The sequence below is a fragment of the Gemmatimonadota bacterium genome (genome assembly GCA_026706845.1).
Classification (GTDB): domain Bacteria; phylum Latescibacterota; class UBA2968; order UBA2968; family UBA2968; genus VXRD01.
This window is the reverse complement of sequence record JAPOXY010000246.1, coordinates 1-15,823: the sequence shown is the minus strand read 5'-3', so window position 1 is coordinate 15,823 and position 15,823 is coordinate 1. Positions and strand designations below refer to the sequence as shown.

Annotated in this window: 14 protein-coding genes; 10 read left to right on the top strand and 4 right to left on the bottom strand. The window is 51.2% G+C overall.

What is annotated here, in order from left to right; genetic code table 11:
- Window positions 1–149 precede the first annotated feature (149 nt).
- The 7 genes from OXG87_21810 to OXG87_21780 all read left to right on the top strand — a co-directional run bounded on the left by OXG87_21810 (window position 150) and on the right by OXG87_21780 (window position 6,111).
- Complete coding sequence (locus OXG87_21810) at window positions 150–884, top strand: phytanoyl-CoA dioxygenase family protein (GenBank protein MCY3872192.1); 735 nt, start codon at window positions 150–152, stop codon at window positions 882–884.
- 28 nt (window positions 885–912) lie between these two features.
- Complete coding sequence (locus OXG87_21805; protein ID MCY3872191.1) at window positions 913–2,901, top strand: hypothetical protein; 1,989 nt, start codon at window positions 913–915, stop codon at window positions 2,899–2,901.
- 144 nt (window positions 2,902–3,045) lie between these two features.
- On the top strand, window positions 3,046–3,276 hold the full coding sequence (locus OXG87_21800) for a hypothetical protein (GenBank protein ID MCY3872190.1): 231 nt from the start codon (window positions 3,046–3,048) through the stop codon (window positions 3,274–3,276).
- Entirely contained in the window at window positions 3,273–3,626 is a 354-nt protein-coding gene (locus OXG87_21795) for a type II toxin-antitoxin system PemK/MazF family toxin (protein ID MCY3872189.1), read from the top strand. Before OXG87_21800 ends, OXG87_21795 begins: the two co-directional genes overlap by 4 nt.
- Window positions 3,627–3,741: 115 nt before the next feature.
- Window positions 3,742–4,707 (top strand): phosphoribosylaminoimidazolesuccinocarboxamide synthase, encoded by a 966-nt coding sequence (locus tag OXG87_21790; GenBank protein MCY3872188.1) that lies wholly within the window; start codon window positions 3,742–3,744, stop codon window positions 4,705–4,707.
- 14 nt (window positions 4,708–4,721) lie between these two features.
- A complete protein-coding gene (locus tag OXG87_21785; protein MCY3872187.1) occupies window positions 4,722–4,940 on the top strand; it encodes a hypothetical protein in 219 nt (72 codons plus the stop codon).
- A 10-nt stretch (window positions 4,941–4,950) separates the two neighbouring features.
- On the top strand, window positions 4,951–6,111 hold the full coding sequence (locus OXG87_21780; GenBank protein MCY3872186.1) for a hypothetical protein: 1,161 nt from the start codon (window positions 4,951–4,953) through the stop codon (window positions 6,109–6,111).
- 12 nt (window positions 6,112–6,123) lie between these two features.
- On the opposite strand, the gene glpK is transcribed toward OXG87_21780, so the two are convergent.
- Genes glpK through OXG87_21760 form a run of 4 tightly spaced genes read right to left on the bottom strand, consistent with a single transcriptional unit; the run spans window position 6,124 to window position 12,768 of the window.
- Window positions 6,124–7,602, bottom strand: a complete 1,479-nt coding sequence (gene glpK, locus OXG87_21775) for a glycerol kinase GlpK (protein MCY3872185.1) — start codon at window positions 7,600–7,602, stop codon at window positions 6,124–6,126.
- A complete protein-coding gene (locus tag OXG87_21770) occupies window positions 7,599–8,390 on the bottom strand; it encodes a UDP-2,3-diacylglucosamine diphosphatase (GenBank protein MCY3872184.1) in 792 nt (263 codons plus the stop codon). Before OXG87_21770 ends, glpK begins: the two co-directional genes overlap by 4 nt.
- Window positions 8,387–11,383: a UvrD-helicase domain-containing protein gene (locus tag OXG87_21765; protein MCY3872183.1), complete on the bottom strand. Its 2,997-nt coding sequence runs from the start codon at window positions 11,381–11,383 to the stop codon at window positions 8,387–8,389. The genes OXG87_21770 and OXG87_21765 overlap by 4 nt, the downstream gene beginning before the upstream one ends.
- Window positions 11,384–11,394: 11 nt before the next feature.
- Entirely contained in the window at window positions 11,395–12,768 is a 1,374-nt protein-coding gene (locus OXG87_21760; GenBank protein MCY3872182.1) for a sugar phosphate nucleotidyltransferase, read from the bottom strand.
- An 89-nt stretch (window positions 12,769–12,857) separates the two neighbouring features.
- Between OXG87_21760 and OXG87_21755 the strand changes: the two genes are divergently transcribed.
- The 3 genes from OXG87_21755 to OXG87_21745 all read left to right on the top strand — a co-directional run.
- Window positions 12,858–15,029 carry a transglycosylase SLT domain-containing protein gene (locus OXG87_21755; protein ID MCY3872181.1) on the top strand — a complete coding sequence of 724 codons (2,172 nt, stop codon included), beginning with the start codon at window positions 12,858–12,860 and terminating at the stop codon, window positions 15,027–15,029.
- Window positions 15,022–15,222 carry a hypothetical protein gene (locus OXG87_21750; protein MCY3872180.1) on the top strand — a complete coding sequence of 67 codons (201 nt, stop codon included), beginning with the start codon at window positions 15,022–15,024 and terminating at the stop codon, window positions 15,220–15,222. The genes OXG87_21755 and OXG87_21750 overlap by 8 nt, the downstream gene beginning before the upstream one ends.
- Window positions 15,223–15,261: 39 nt before the next feature.
- Window positions 15,262–15,823 (top strand): phytanoyl-CoA dioxygenase family protein (locus tag OXG87_21745; protein ID MCY3872179.1); only part of this gene is annotated, 562 nt, incomplete at its 3' end.

Here is a 15,823-nt window from a genome sequence, read left to right as displayed (position 1 = left end):
AAAAAACGCGCTCAATCTCAATTATACGTCAACCACTCTATTTCTGTTCCCTATTTCTAATTTACACGCTATACAATATAAATGATTTTGCAAGAGCGCGTCATAATTTGTAAATTAGATGGTTGGTTGAAACTACACAGGAGTATCCAATGGGACTAACAGATGCAGAAAAGGCATTTTACGAAAAAAATGGATATGTGTTAAAAAAGGGACTGATTTCATCCTGTGAAATTTCCCATATCGAACGCGAGATTGCGGGCTTGCACGAGCGAATGGCAGAAAACACGCCTGACGGGATCGGGATCTCGTGGGAAGAATTTGAGGATGAACACCTGCCCAGGCGCATCCGGCAGTTGATGCACAGCGAAGTAATCAGCGAGGGATTAAATCGCGCATTGCGCTGCGATGATATGTTGGATATCATAGAAGGGCTGATCGGGCCGAATGTCTCACTGTATCACAGCAAGCTATTGATGAAAGCCTCGCGCGATGGCACGGCAATACCCTGGCATCAGGATTACGCGTATTGGAAACGCGAAGACAATCGGCCTTTAATGGTAAATTGTCAACTCGCCATTGACGGCGCAGATGATGAAAACGGATGTATTCAATTCATCCCCGGCAGCCACAAATGGGGCTTGCAAGAACACGAACGCGCACAAACGAGTTTTGGCGTATTTTTGCCGGGGCACTATCGCCATCGGGAAGACGCGGTACCCGTGGCGATGGAACCGGGTGATGGGGTCTTTTTTAGCGCATTGACCATCCATGGATCAGCACCAAATACATCGCATCGAGATCGCCGTATGAATACCTTTGCCTATAATGTGACGGGCAATAGCGAAGGACAATGCCGCGAGGTTTTGCGCGGACGCGCACTGTAGGTGCATATTTCTTTAAGGAACATCGAGGATGGCAACACAAGTACCAAATATTAGGCGCGAATCCGAACAATCCCCTCGCGGGGGTATTACGCCGCGAGCCATCGGTTTGGGCCTGCTCCTGGTGGTCCTGCTGGACGTGATTGCGGTCTATGTTCGGTTTTATTATCACGGCTCGCGCATGGTGCTATCGCACATTCCAATGGCCATGCTCATCGTGTTTATCACCATGCTCATCGCAATAGCAGTGCTGGGCAGACTTGCGCGATTCTCACTTCAATCCGGGGAATGGCACACCATTTTGTCGATGGGCCTCGTGGGCGCAACCATGCCGATCTGGGGCAGCACAGGCTATTTAATCGGGTATATTTCTGCGCCGTATTTCTATGCGACCGAAGACAACAACTGGGCTGAATTGCTACACCCACATCTGCCCGATTTTTTAATCCCCACCAATGAGGGCAATGGAATAGCGTGGTTTTTCGAAGGCCGCCCCGAAGGCGCGCCCATCCCCTGGGATATCTGGGTGCTACCACTGTTCTGGTGGTTCATGGCTTTTACGGCGGCGTTTGTGGTACTGGTCTGTATAGGCGTCATTTTTAGAAAACAGTGGGTGCAAAACGAACGTCTGGCATATCCAGCCATGGCTCCCCTGATCAATATGATGTCCGAACCGGGAGGCGACAAACGCACATTGCCCGGCTTTATGTACAATCGCCTGTTCTGGGTTGGATTCGCACTGGCATTTGGCATGATCGCCTGGAATTGTATCAATTACTTTTTGCCAAATTTCCCGCGCTTTCCCATTCACGGAGGCAGATGGCATATGATTGATCCACAATTCCCGCGCATTCGGGCATCGGTGGGCTTGTTTTCCATCTTTTTCTCCTATTTTGCCAGCCTCGACGTGCTACTCAGTTTATGGGTATTCGATCTCCTCTTCATTGTCGAAGGCGGCTGGCTCAATAAGTTGGGATATAAATCCATGGTCCCCGCTGCCTATCGCGGCGTGTACCAATGGCAGACGCGCGGCGCGTTTGTCGTGCTGGTGATTTCGATGTTCTGGGTGGCGCGGCTACATTTGCGGGATGTGATCATGAAAGCCCTCGGCAAAGACGACAGCATAGATGACCGCGATGAGCTATTGTCCTACCGCGCCGCCGTGGTCGGTGTGGTAGCTGGCCTCGCGTTTTTGTTTATCTGGATGATGCAGATGAACATGGACCCCATCATCAGTGCCCTGCTGCTAATGGCGTGTGTGTGTGGATATATTGGAATGGCGAAAATTCTGTCAGACACCGGCATGCCCTACACGCAGATACCGGGGATTGCTTGGAATTACGTGGCGCCTTTTTTCGGCAATGTCGGAATTCCACCCACCACGCATGTGGCGTTTCGCTTTGCCAATTTGATTACGGGGAATGCCAAGGGCTTGTTTTTGCCGGCGACTGCACAGGTTGGCAAGTTATCCGAGGGCATCACCGACAACCGCCGCAAGTTGATAGCAGCGCTTTACATGGCTTTTGCGGTAAGTTTTGTAACGAGCATTTTTCTCACTTTGAACCTGGGCTATAACGAAGGCGCATTTAATTTTAATGTCCACGAGATTCCCAGAAGTGCGCGCAATTATTTTAGGCCTGCCGCCAACGCGATCAAGAATGCCGACAATCCGCCCTTTTACGTGGATTACCCCGAAAATCTGGCCTTTTTCGGCATAGGCGGCCTGGCGATGATCGGTCTCATTTTTATGCGCCATAGGTTTGTGTGGTGGCCCCTGCATCCAGTGGGCCTCGCGCTTTCGGGAACCCCGTTGATTCGCGCCAGCAGTTTCACATTATTTATTGCCTGGCTGATCAAGCTGGTGATGCTCAAAGTGGGCGGTCCCTCTGTCTATCACAAATCGAGACCCTTTTTCATCGGCTTGCTCGTCGGCTATGTCCTGGGCGTTGCCCTGTCCATGATTCTGGATATAATCTGGTTCCCAGAAAGGGGCCACGCAGTGCATTTCCGCGCGGCTTAAAGAGCATCCGCAGATGGACGCAGATGGACACAGATAGAAGGCAAAAACATCCGCTAATCTCTGCGCTTAAAGTGCTTGCTTCCACAAAGCCTGTCCAGATGGATATCTTGTGAAGCGTACTTAAAACCCTGAACAGGAGCCACAATGGCAACGATTCACATACAATGTATCGGTGAGAAAGTGCTAGTTCCGCAAAGCGAACTCGAACTGCTGGTAAAACTGGCACAGCGCTATGAAGATATTACTGTGCAGAGACAGGAAGATGATGTAACAGCAGAGGATATTATGCGCCTCGCAGAAGAAAGTGGCGCATTTGACTTCTGGAATGAAGAAGGAGAAGACATTTACTCCTCTAAGGATGGGGAACCAGTGTGACGCACCCAACGCTCTCTCGTGGCAATGTGGTCCTGGCGCGGTTTCCATTTACCGATTTGACCGGTACTACCCTTCGCCCCGCAGTGATCGTGTCCCAGGGACAACTCGGAGATGACATAGTGCTCGTGGCAATTTCCAGCGTTGTGCGCGGGACGCTTGCTCCCACCGACTACACTGTTGAGTCTAATCACCCGGAGTTTACCTCGACAGGCTTGCGCGTTACGTCCGTCATCCGGATGCACAAATTAGCTACAGTAGAACGGTCAATCATTATCCGTCGTCTCGGAAGTCTTGGTCCGCAATTGCAAGTCGAAGTAGATAGACTACTCCGTGCGGTGCTGGCACTCTAATGAATGGCTGGAAGATGAAACCAATCCCCTCCCCCACTAACTATTCATTCGTATTATCCGTGTCCATCTGTGTTAATCGGTGGTTGCATTTATTTTTTTAAAGGAGTGTATATCCATGATTTCTCAAGCACAAATCCGTTCACAACTGAATAACTGTTTGTTGGAGGCCAAATTTGACCGCTGGACGAATCAATACCAGAAAGGGAAAGTGCGGGACATCTATCTGCTCGAAGACAAGCGCATTCTCATCACCACAGATCGGCAAAGTGCGTTTGACCATGTGCTCGGCGCAATTCCCTTGAAGGGACAAGTATTGAACAAAACGGCAAAATACTGGTTTGATCAGACCGCCGATATCGTGCCCAATCAGGTACTTGACGTACCCGACCCCAATGTGACGGTTGCACGCGAACTCGATATGCTACTCGTCGAAATCGTCGTGCGGCGCTACCTGACCGGTAGCACGGACACCTCAGTATGGACAAATTACAATAACGGTGTGAGAAAATTTTGCGGCGTAGATTTGCCCGATGGCATGATAAAAAATCAGAAATTTGACGAACCGATTATTACGCCGACGACAAAAGCGGAAGATCACGACGAATCGATCTCGCCAGAGGAAATTGTCGAGCGCGGCCTGGTTGATGCAGAAAGATGGGCAGAAGTCGAGAAAGTAGCCCTGGAATTATTCGCACGCGGAACAGAATTAGCTGCACAGCGCGGTTTGATTCTGGTAGATACAAAATACGAGATGGGCCTGGATCCAGACGGCAATCTGACCGTTGCCGATGAGATCCACACGCCCGATTCCTCGCGCTACTGGATCCTGGATTCTTATGAAGACCTCCATGCACGCGGTGAAGAACCCGAAAGCCTGGACAAAGAATTTTTGCGCCTCTGGCTCGTGGATAAGGGAATTTCCGACGATAATATTCCCGAATTAGATGACGAAATTCGCACACAAGTCTCCGCGCGATACATCGACCTGTTCGAGCGCGTAACCGGCGAACAATTTGAGACTGAAGTAGATGATACGCCCATACTCGAGCGCATTGAAAAAAATATCGAGCCGTATTTTTAAAGAAGCGATCAAAAGTGGAAGATCTAATTAACAGTTTGCTTAAGACCCTTGAAAGTGCCAGTGGTCGCAGCATTGGGATGGTGCTGGCTGTGATCGGGGCACTAATCTGGTGGGGTGTTCATCTGATCCGCAAGATTGGTCGCAAGATGCGCAATGACGTTAGTGTGTCTGAAAAATCCACAGGCTTCCAACGCCCGCGAAAGCGTTTGTCTTTGCGGGCATATCACCGTTGAGTTTGCGAACATGAATGACCGGGTTATACAACAGTGTGCTGTGATGACCGATCGGGAACTCGTGCGCACACTGACGATTGATAGAGAAAATTTCCAGGAGACCTTTCTCGTTATCGCAGAAAAAGAACGAGAAAAACGCGCATTGTCCATAGAAAACTTTATCGACGATGTTCACCTAACTCAGAATGATGGGGACGGTGAGCCGTGTACCATTGAACAGGCACTTGCAAAAGTAGATTCGGATATTCCGATCTGGTCAATTCTCACGTTCACCAATTGTCTGGAGAACGCCTGGGTGATTCAGCGCGAATTCAGTCAATGGCTCGTTCACCACTATGTAGAAGCGGGGGACGCAACGTCGTTCTTTTTTGATACCACAGAACAGTTGAAGTCAACGCTCAGGCGTTTTTTATCTCTCGAATTGTGGACAGTTGACGTATCGCATGATCTCAATACCTGGAAACCCGTTTTTCAATCGCGATCACCTGCGTTTTTGAACAAAATTATTTCGGAATTGGGCGACATTCTGCACACAGTCAAAACGCCCCTGTTTTCACAAGACCAAAAGGGACAACTCGTCTTGCTGGTACATCCAGAATTGGAGAAGCAAGCGCAAGAGATCGTTGCTACAAATCGCACTAAAATTGAGCAACTCTACGATCGGGCTGAACATTTGGCCGAGACAGAAAATTCCGAACAAGAACTGAAAATTTACGACATCTTAGCCGAACTGGTGCCCGATAATCTCGCTGTGCATTATAATCGAGGCAATGTTTTAATTGAACTGGATCGGTTAGATGAAGCGGCTGAATCCCTGATTGAAGCCATTGTTCTCGGTCTGCCCGAAATTGGGGATAAAATTGATCTCAAACCGCGTCGAGGTAGCGGCGTTGCAGGCAGTGTGAATCCTTTGTTAAATCTCCTGGCATTGTCTCAAGAAAATAAGGAAGCGCTGCATTATCCCGACTATATTGATGATGTTGAAATACTGCTGTTACACATCCGAGAACAGCGCCCGGAAAATACCCGCATTCTACACGGATTGGCCATCATTGCGGAACAAAAAAACGATATCGCAGTAGCTGGTCAGCACTACCGCGATATGCTCGCCATCAATCCTGAAAACAAAGCCGCCCAAACCCATCTTGCCTATTTGAAACAAATACAATGAGCAGTCTATAGGTTACGCCAACAGTGTTCGCTCCACTGCTTTGTGCCAGCCAGCCAGCAATGCCTCGCGGCGATCCTGCGACATCGCAGGCTCAAAGGTGCGTTGCGGTGGGTTAATATCGGCAAGCGCTACAGCATCATCCCACACGCCCGTAGCCAATCCCGCCAGCATCCCCGCCCCCAACGCGGTCGTCTCCACCTGCTTTGGACGAATCACCGGCACATCCAGAATATCTGCCTGAAACTGCATTAAAAAATCATTCACCACAGCTCCTCCATCCACGAGCAAACTCGCCACAGACTGACCGGCATCGGCAGCCATCGCATGGACGAGATCGGTGGACTGATAGGCAATGGACTCCAGGGCTGCGCGCGCGAGGTGAGCGCGCCCTGTGCCCCGCGTAATCCCCACAATCATCCCCCGTGCATCCGCATCCCAGTGCGGCGCACCCAAACCAGTAAATGCGGGAACAAAATACACACCTCCCGTATCGTCAATCGCCTGGGACCAGGCCTCGGTCTCAGCAGCGGTATCAATAATCCCCAAACCATCGCGCAGCCATTGAACCGTTGCGCCCGCGCTGAACACCGCGCCCTCAAGTGCGTGGGATACGCGTCCAGAAGGCCCACACGCAAGCGTCGTCAACAGACCATGCGCGGATTGTACAGCCCGATCTCCCGTTTGAAAAAGTGTAAAACACCCCGTGCCATACGTATTTTTAATATCGCCTTTGAAAACGCCGCGTTGCCCAAAAAGCGCGGCTTGCTGATCGCCTGCAATCCCGCCAATGGGAATGCCCGCAGGCAAGATGCCCAAATCCACAGTGGTTCCAAAGTCGCCAGACGATGATCGCACTTTGGGAAGTATGCCCTCGGGAATATCAAAAATCTCCAACAGCTCGTCATCCCACTTCCTCTTGTGAATATTGTAAATCATCGTGCGCGATGCATTGGTATAATCAGTCGCGTGAACAGTCCCCCCCGTGAGTTTGTACAACAAAAAACTATCCACAGTGCCAAAACACACCTCACCCTGCTCTGCCCCCTCGCGCAGGCCATAGACGCGATCGAGCAACCACACGATCTTACTCGCCGAAAAATAAGCATCAATGACCAGTCCCGTCTTTTCACGGACCATGTCTTCGAGACCATCTGCGCGATATAGGGCACACAAATCCGCCGTGCGCCGACACTGCCAGACAATCGCGTCGTGAACGGGTTCACCCGTTCTCCGGTCCCATAAGACAGTCGTCTCGCGCTGATTGGCAATACCAATGCCTTTTACGTCTGAGGCATCTATCCCCGCCTCTGCGATTGCGAGGCCAATAACTTTCAGTGTCGTATCCCATATCTCCGTTGCATCGTGCGATACCCATCCGGGACGCGGAAAAATTTGTCGAAACTCCGAATATCCCCGTCCCAAAATTTCTCCCTGAGAATCCAACACCAACGCAGTTGTCCCCGTAGTGCCCTGATCAATACTCAAAATCATTTGCGATCTCCTGTATCAGTAGTCAGCAGCGGCTTTTCCGGTGCTGTATGCCAGTGCTTTAATGCAATCTCGCTATTTTCGAGCACAGCATAAGCATCGTATCTCAGCCAATCGCCCAACACAACAAGTGTCCCGCCGTCCATCGGCTCAACACTCAGCGCGTGATAATGTCCACAAATCACAAAATCAAATCCCTCGGCAAATTTCTCTGCCGCGCTTTTAATAAAATACAAAGGTAAATATGTTCTCTTTGTCTTTCGCGTCCCTTTTTTGATGCCAACGTCCGAAGACCGCGACACAATACGCGCCACATAAGCGCCGATATCTGGATGTAACCACCGAAACAGGGCGATACACAGTGGATGCTTCAAAATGCGTCGCCGCAACGCAAATTTCCAATTTTGCTGAAAAATATCGCCGTGTGTCACATACAAACGGCGATTCTGGTGTACGACATCGCAAAAAGGCCCGGGAAGCTCCATCCCTACCTGCCCTGATAAATAGTCCCCCAGCCAGCTATCGTGATTGCCCGGCAGATAAATGACGCGCGTTCCACTTTGAACGAGATGGTAGAGTTCAAAGATCACGCGCGCGCCATGTGCGGGAACGACAGATCGATATTCAAACCAGAAATCGAACAAATCGCCCACAATGTACAGACACTCGGCATCTTTGCGAATAGCGCGCAAAAAATCAATCAGCGCGTCTTCTCGAACGCGCGGTGGACGGATATATTTGCCTCCACCTATATGCGCGTCAGAAATAAAATAAACTTTGTCTTTTTTCATGATTCAGAATCGGGAATTCGTTGAATCGCCCCTTCGCGTTCTAATCCCAGTTCATCCCAGAATCGAGAAGGCGCCATATTTCTGCCCGGACGATGCCCCACACAGGAAAGCGTGAGGCGATCCATTGCGCGGGTGATTCCCACGTACAACAACCTGCGTTGTTCGGCTAAATCCGCACTGTTCAGGGCGCGTGCATTGGGCAAAATGCGATCTTCGAGACCGCAAATATAGACCTCTCGAAACTCAAGCCCCTTTGCCGCGTGCAACGTCAGCAAATGCACGGCATCGCGGTCTGGGGTATCCATTTCGACTTTGTAGAGATCGGCAAAATCGAGCAAATTGCGAATGCCCTCCTGAAGAGATGGTGCCGCAGCACCGTGGCGTTCGCAAAGATCTCGAAAACGCTGAATCTGATCGGGGGCGTGCAATGCGAGCACCTCCGGACGAGGATATTCGCCGAGCAACATCCTCGTCTGCCCCCGCAGCCGGTCGGCATCCAATCGAGGGTAGTGCTGCACGAGATTGCGAATACACAAATTGGCCGGCCCCAAAAGACGCTGTGCCCCCAGGTTGAAATGCACGTGTTCTTCGCGGGAAAATTCCGTATCTCTTACACCATCGCGCGCGCGAAAAAGCAAGCCCAGAGCAACGTGATCCAAAAGGCGTTCATGCGTCATGCGCCGGTAGCGAGAGGCGCGCTCCTTCTTCATAGCTTCAAACACGCGATACAAAGCCAATGCCCGCGCGCGTGCTGGCGGATCGTTTGGATCTGACGCAATATCATACCGCTCGCAAAGAGGACGCAGACCGCGCCCTGCGGTCGCACTATAGCTTCGCGCCATAGGCAAAATATCAACCGTCGGATTGGGCATGCGAGACCTGCCATTGCGACGGGCTTCGCGGTGCAAAACCTGAAAGTCGAACGCATAGCCATTGTGTGCGACCAGAATGTCAATACCGACAAATGCCTGAAACGCGAGATAAATTTCCTGAAATGTAGGATCCGTGCCTTTGTCCTCTCGCAGGCGCACGGGCGAATAAAATGTATCGACAACGCGCCCATCTCGCACGCGCACAGCCCCTAGAGCTGTGATCTGTGCATGCTCGGGATCGTCACCCGCTGTTTCCAGCGCAAATGCAGTGTATTCCGGCATATACGCTGGCAAATCTGCGCAGTGGATCGCCTGACATAATTTGAGAGCAGCGAGCATTGCACCACACGCCAGGCCTCCCAAATGTAAAAAGTGTTCGGGTGTTTTCGGCGGATCTTCGTCGAATGACAAAATTAGGGTATCGGATAAAACATCCAATCGGCTACCGGGCACAGCCTCTCGTATGATGAGCCCCGGCCGCGCCAGTGCATCCCGGATCAGAGTTGTGAGCATATGCCGCAGCACCTCGTCTCGACACGCCACATATAAGGTACCGCCCCTGCGCCAGAGTGGCAACACGCGATTTAGAGCGGTATTGAGATCCGAGAGTTCGAGCGGATCTACAATATCATCGAGATGATTTTTCAGGGAAGGCAATTCCGATGTATTCAATTGATCCAGAATATCATCCACCAGATGCGGCAAAGATGCGACCGCGCCTCTTTGCACGGCATTGTGTACCACACCTGCCAGCCCCAGTGCGCGTTCTACATCCACGCCCTCTGCTTCCGAAACCGTTCGCGGATACAGAAAAGCCGCCTGTTTGAAACTCCCAATATTTTTTTGTTTCTGGAATCCACGCACCGCCGGGTATAATTTGGGATCCACTGCTTCGAGTTCGCGCCGCAAAAACAACTCGAGACTCGCGTCATTTGCGCCATCGAGAGCATAGCGCAACACGGACAAGGCGCGGCGGATCACGGGCTGGTCGAACAAGCCCCTGCGATGAGCCATCAGACAGGGGACATTGGCGCGCATAAAAATGCGCTCGAGTTCGCTGCCTATTGCGTGTTGGGGATAAAGCACCGCAATATCCCGGTGAATCAGATCGGGCGTTTCCCGGATGCGATCCCAGATATCGCCCGCAATAAACTGGCCCTCTTCCTCAAACGTATCAAACGCCATCCCCCGCACGCGGCGTCCCGATCTCTGGGTGTGGATGCTGCGTTCAAACAATACGTCATTATTGGCGATAAACACGCGTGCCAGCCGCAAAATTTCTGCGGATGATCGGTAATTTTCCTCTAAAAAAATGGGCGGACGTCCTTTGAGAAAATCATCTCGAAATTGTTCGATATGTTCTGGCCTGGCATAGCGCCACCCATAAATGGATTGCTCGTCATCTGCAACCACAAAAACACTGCGATGAGCCGCGCCCAACAAACAAACGAGGGCGTATTGAACCGGATCGGTATCTTGAAACTCATCGACGAGAATGTGCTGAAACTGCGCGCGGTAATCTCCCAGAATTTGGCGATGCGAATAAAGCAAGTCATGCGCGAGAAAGATGAGATCGTCAAAATCGATTAATCGGTTTTTTTTAAGCTCGGCTTCGTACTGATCGAGCAATGCCGCATCCCCTTTTTTCATCGGAACATGTGGCTTGTATCTCCGTTGCCACTTCAGGCGATTCACATTTTGCATCACATTATTCAAATTGCTTTCATTGGGATTCAGGCGTGGAAATGCGCGATAGATCAGCGTGCGCTGAAGATCTTCATCGGCAATGCCAAAATGCGGCGGCAACCCAACCGTTTCTCGATGCTCGCGCAGTATCGAGATACAAAACCTGTGAAATGTACCTGCGGTAATAGCATCCGCAGTTTCTTTGCCCAACGTGCGCGACAAGCGGATTTGCAGTTCTGCCGCCGCCTTATTTGTAAATGTAAGCGCCAGGATATTTTCCGGATGAACGCCGCGCCGCGATACCAGATACGCAATGCGTTCGGTCAGCACCCGCGTCTTCCCCGTGCCCGGTCCGGCCAGCACGAGAACAGGACCTATCGGCGCAGTAACGGCTTCGCGCTGGCGTGCGTTTAATGTGATGGGATCGTCTGGCATAGATAAAATTCTTATTTGTCATAGATATCGGGAGACCAGTCAACGACATCGAGTTCCTGTTTGACGAGCACGGCCTTGTACGGCGGCGCGTTTTTCATCAGCACCACGCCCGCGCCCACCATCGCACATGGCCCCACAATGCGGCCGGGCATAATCATCGCGCCGATACCCGTACGCGAGTAATCCCCAAACAACACCCCGGTAAAACCGGGTGCTTTTCGACGAATACCCTGAACTTCGACCTCAATCTCCGCATCGTCAAAGCGCAGCGTGCCCACCTGTGTACCCGCACCTATTTCTGCGCGCTCGCCAAAAATGCCCGAAAGCTGAATCTGATGGGTCACGCGACCTTCTTCGAGCATAATACCGCTAAACTCGCCCAAATAGGTAATGTGGCAGTTGGTATCTACCGTACCCGATACTTTGGCAAAAGGGCCAATTTTACAGCGATCGGCGATCACAGTACGGGATGCGATGTGAGAGCCTTCTAATATCTCCGTATCTTTCCCAATCCAGACCGGTCCTTCAATATAAGCATCTCGGGCAATCGCGGTATTTTCATCGACAAAGATGGGACCGCGAATGCGGGCGTCGGGATCGACCGTAGCCGTTGGCGCAACAACCGATTCTGTAAGTCCATCAGCCATTTCAGCAAGTGCCATAAGCGCGACATTCTTCGGATGCCAGGGCAGGTCCATATCGAACCACGGCCCGGGCAAATCGACCGCAATAAGCGCACGGCCTTCGCCGTGGAGCAATGGGATAACATCGCAAATTTCCTGGCCCTCGGGCGGAAAGATACCATATTGGGTTCGCGGCACAAAATCGGAAGTATTATCCAGATCGGACAAAATTTCATTTTTAAAAACATAGAGACCAGACAGTGCCTGTCCCGATCCACCGCGGGGTTTATAGGTGTAAGAAGACAAGCTCTGGTCCTTTTCGACGTGTGCTCGTATATGAGATGAGAGATCGTCAACCTGGACAATACCAGCGACGCCAGAACAGTTTCTATCTCTAAACACATCTAACAGGTGTGGGACCGCATCCGCACCAAAGAAAACATCTCCGAAAATGACCAGAACGTCATCAGTACCAATAAAATCAGACGCCAGCCCCACCGCATGCGCCGTGCCTTTTGGCTGCGGTTGTTCGATATAAGTAATGCGGCAGTCAAATCGCTGTCCACCGCCAAAATAATTGCGCGCCCGACCGCCTCGATCCCCCACCACAATGCCGATATCGGCAATACCCGCATCGACCAGACGCGAAACCGTCCACTCTAAAAGCGGGCGATTGCATATTGGAAACATCGGCTTGGGACGAAAAACATTAAATGGAAAAAAACGTTCGCCTTTTCCTGCCGCGAGAATCAGTGCTTTCATAAAAGCTCCGGGATAAAGTGTTTGTATCTTGACATTGCGTGCATTATGGACTACAATTTTTTCAGGACCTCATCGCAAAGGCTTTCACAATGTCATTTTTTAAAAACAGATTAGTGAGCCGTATCGCGCTATTCACCTTCCCCTTTATCGCCGTATTCGTAATAGTTGGCTATTTGGGAGTAGGAGAACAACGCGATCCCATTTTTCGGGTTGCAGAACTAATTGCACGGCAAAATTTTTCCAAAGCATTATCTGCACTCGACAATATGGACACTCGCGATACATGGGATGTACACACCGCTGAGCTACAACGCGCGATTTGTCTGATGCACCTGGGCAAATACTCAGACGCACTGACAATTTTTCAGTCTTCGGGCACCACGCGCCCAGAAATTGCCGATTACGTGGCTTTTTGGATGGGACAATGCGCCGAATCTCTGGGACAAACCAAAGACGCTGAAAATCACTATGCAAAAATTCTGCACATGACGCCAGCGAGTTTGCTCGGCGATCAAGCCACACTCAATGCCGCGCGGACCGCGCTTGCACAGGGCAATGCTGAAGGTGCTATCGCATATTATCAAACGCTTATTGACAAGCGCCCGCACGAAGGCGATGCACTGGCCGGACTGGTCGAGGTATGGACGGCTCTGGGCGATACTATTGCTGCGCGCGAGACGCGCTTGAAATTGATCAAAAATTATCCCAAACATCCCTCTGCTTACAAAATGCTTCCCGCGCTCAGTGATATGCGCGATGCTGAAGAACTGTTTTGCGCGGGTGTGACCTGTATGCATGCCGGAGAATATCAACAGGCTATCGTTCTATTGCGCCGCATGATCGATGAATCCCAAGATGCCACATGGCGGGGGAAAGCGCAATACGAACTGGGCCATGTATATTATCGCAGTCGAAAATATCTCAAAGCCGAAAACGCATTTGATCGCGCCTTCAAAGTATATCACATCCCCGAAGCACTGTTTTATCTGGGCCGCTGTGCCATCAAGCGCGGGCACGATTTAACGGGAACAACGCGATTTCGAGAATTTGTGCGTCGCTATCCCAATGCAAAGACCGCGCCCGAAGCACTCTGGCAGGCCGCCATGGCCTACGAGCGGCGAGGGCGTCACAGCGATGCGCGCAAACTATTTATAGCACTGGCAAAAACCTACCCCAAAAGCACTTATGCCGATCAGGCTGCGTGGCGTGCGGGATTCGCGCTTTATCAAACGCGGCAATACACGGCGGCTTCCAAAGCCTTTTTACGTCTATCGCGCCAGACCACTGCGAGCCATCTACGCGATCAGGGGTATTACTGGGCGGGCAAAAGTTATCAAAAATTGGGACAAAAAGCAGAAGCGCGATTCTGGATTGAACGCGCCTCTGAAGGTTTCCCCACCTCTTATTACTCGGCACGCGCACGTGCGGTCCTGGGCAAAACAGAAAATGTTCATGTCGAGGTACCTCAACCGGGCGAACACCTATCGGTTGGTCAATCCTATACACCTTCGACGCATATCCCAAAAGGAGATATATTGGCGTCTATCGGGTTGTATCGAGATGCCGAGCGAGAATACGACCGCGCTCGGCAAACTCTCGGGCGCAATTTGTTTGCCCTGGATGATTTGAAACCTCGTTACGAGCGCGTCCGCGCCATGCACAAAGCACTTCAAATTTCCGCACAGATTGTAATGTTAGAACGCGTACATGGGATATCCATGACGCGGGCTTCATTCCGGCGGTTATACCCAACGTATTATTGGGGCGAGATCAACCAGATAGCGCGAAAAATGAATCTTGATCCCAATCTCATGATTGCCATCATGCGGCAGGAAAGCGCGTTTAATACAACCGCTGTATCTCGCGCAGGCGCACGCGGGTTGATGCAAGTGATGCCGCAAACAGGACGGGACATGGCCCGACTTGTCAAGCTCAAAAATTTTTCAACCGAGGACCTGCACGATCCCCAAACGTCAATTTTGTTGGGCGGAAAACATCTCTCCGACCACATGAAGGCATTTCGAAAAGATAAACACAGGCAACTTAGTTTGGCACTATCGGCTTATAACGCGGGTCTGGATGCTGCAAAACGATGGGCAAAAGCCCTGACAAGGCACGACGTCGATGAATTTATAGAGCGCATTCCCTATAGGGAAACCCGCAATTATGTGAAACTCGTATATCGCAATTATCGCGTTTATTCTTACCTCAATAATGCACAGTCAGAGGTGGAAATATCATTGGGATATGGAAATGAATGAGCGACCGCTGTGGCTAATTCTGGAAGACGCATTTATCATCCTGTGCATCGGGGCACTCTGGCCGGGCATCCTGGGCTGGCAGGGCTGGATCTGGGATATGGTGCAATATATCGCACTCATTGGACTGGTGTGGATTTTGATACGGCGGATTGGTCGCTATCGGATGAGACGGGATGAGGGTGAAGACGATTAACCGGCCTTCTCCAAAAAATTTAAATTGGGAATCCCAAACATGGACGAACACGAAAAATTCTTCTTTGATCTCAACGGCTACCTCGTCGTCGAAAACGCTTTAACACCCGAAGAAATTGCCGCGTGCAACAAAGCCATTGACAGCAACCCCGACAGGATGCGCATTCGCCCGCCAGAGCAATCCCTCTCCGGCGAATCCAGAGCACTCAGGGGTAAACACGGGCGCACCGACTTGGGCGGCATGCTCACCTGGCCCAACCCCTGGTGCCAACCCTTCCGCGATTTACTTGCCCATCCAAACATCGTGCCCTATCTCGCAGAATTGCTGCGCGAAGACTGTCGTCTCGACCACCTCTACGGCATCATCATGGAAAAAGGAGCCGAAGGCCATGTCATGCACGGCGGCGGCACCGCTGACGACCTGACGCACTTTTATCAATTTCACAACGGGCGCATGCGCTGTGGCCTCACCGTAGTCTCGTGGGTACTCACCGATTGCAACCCCGGCGATGGCGGATTTGCCTGCATTCCCGGCAGCCACAAATCCAATTACAAAACACCCCGCGATGTCGCACTTCTCGACCGTAATATGGGTGTTGTAC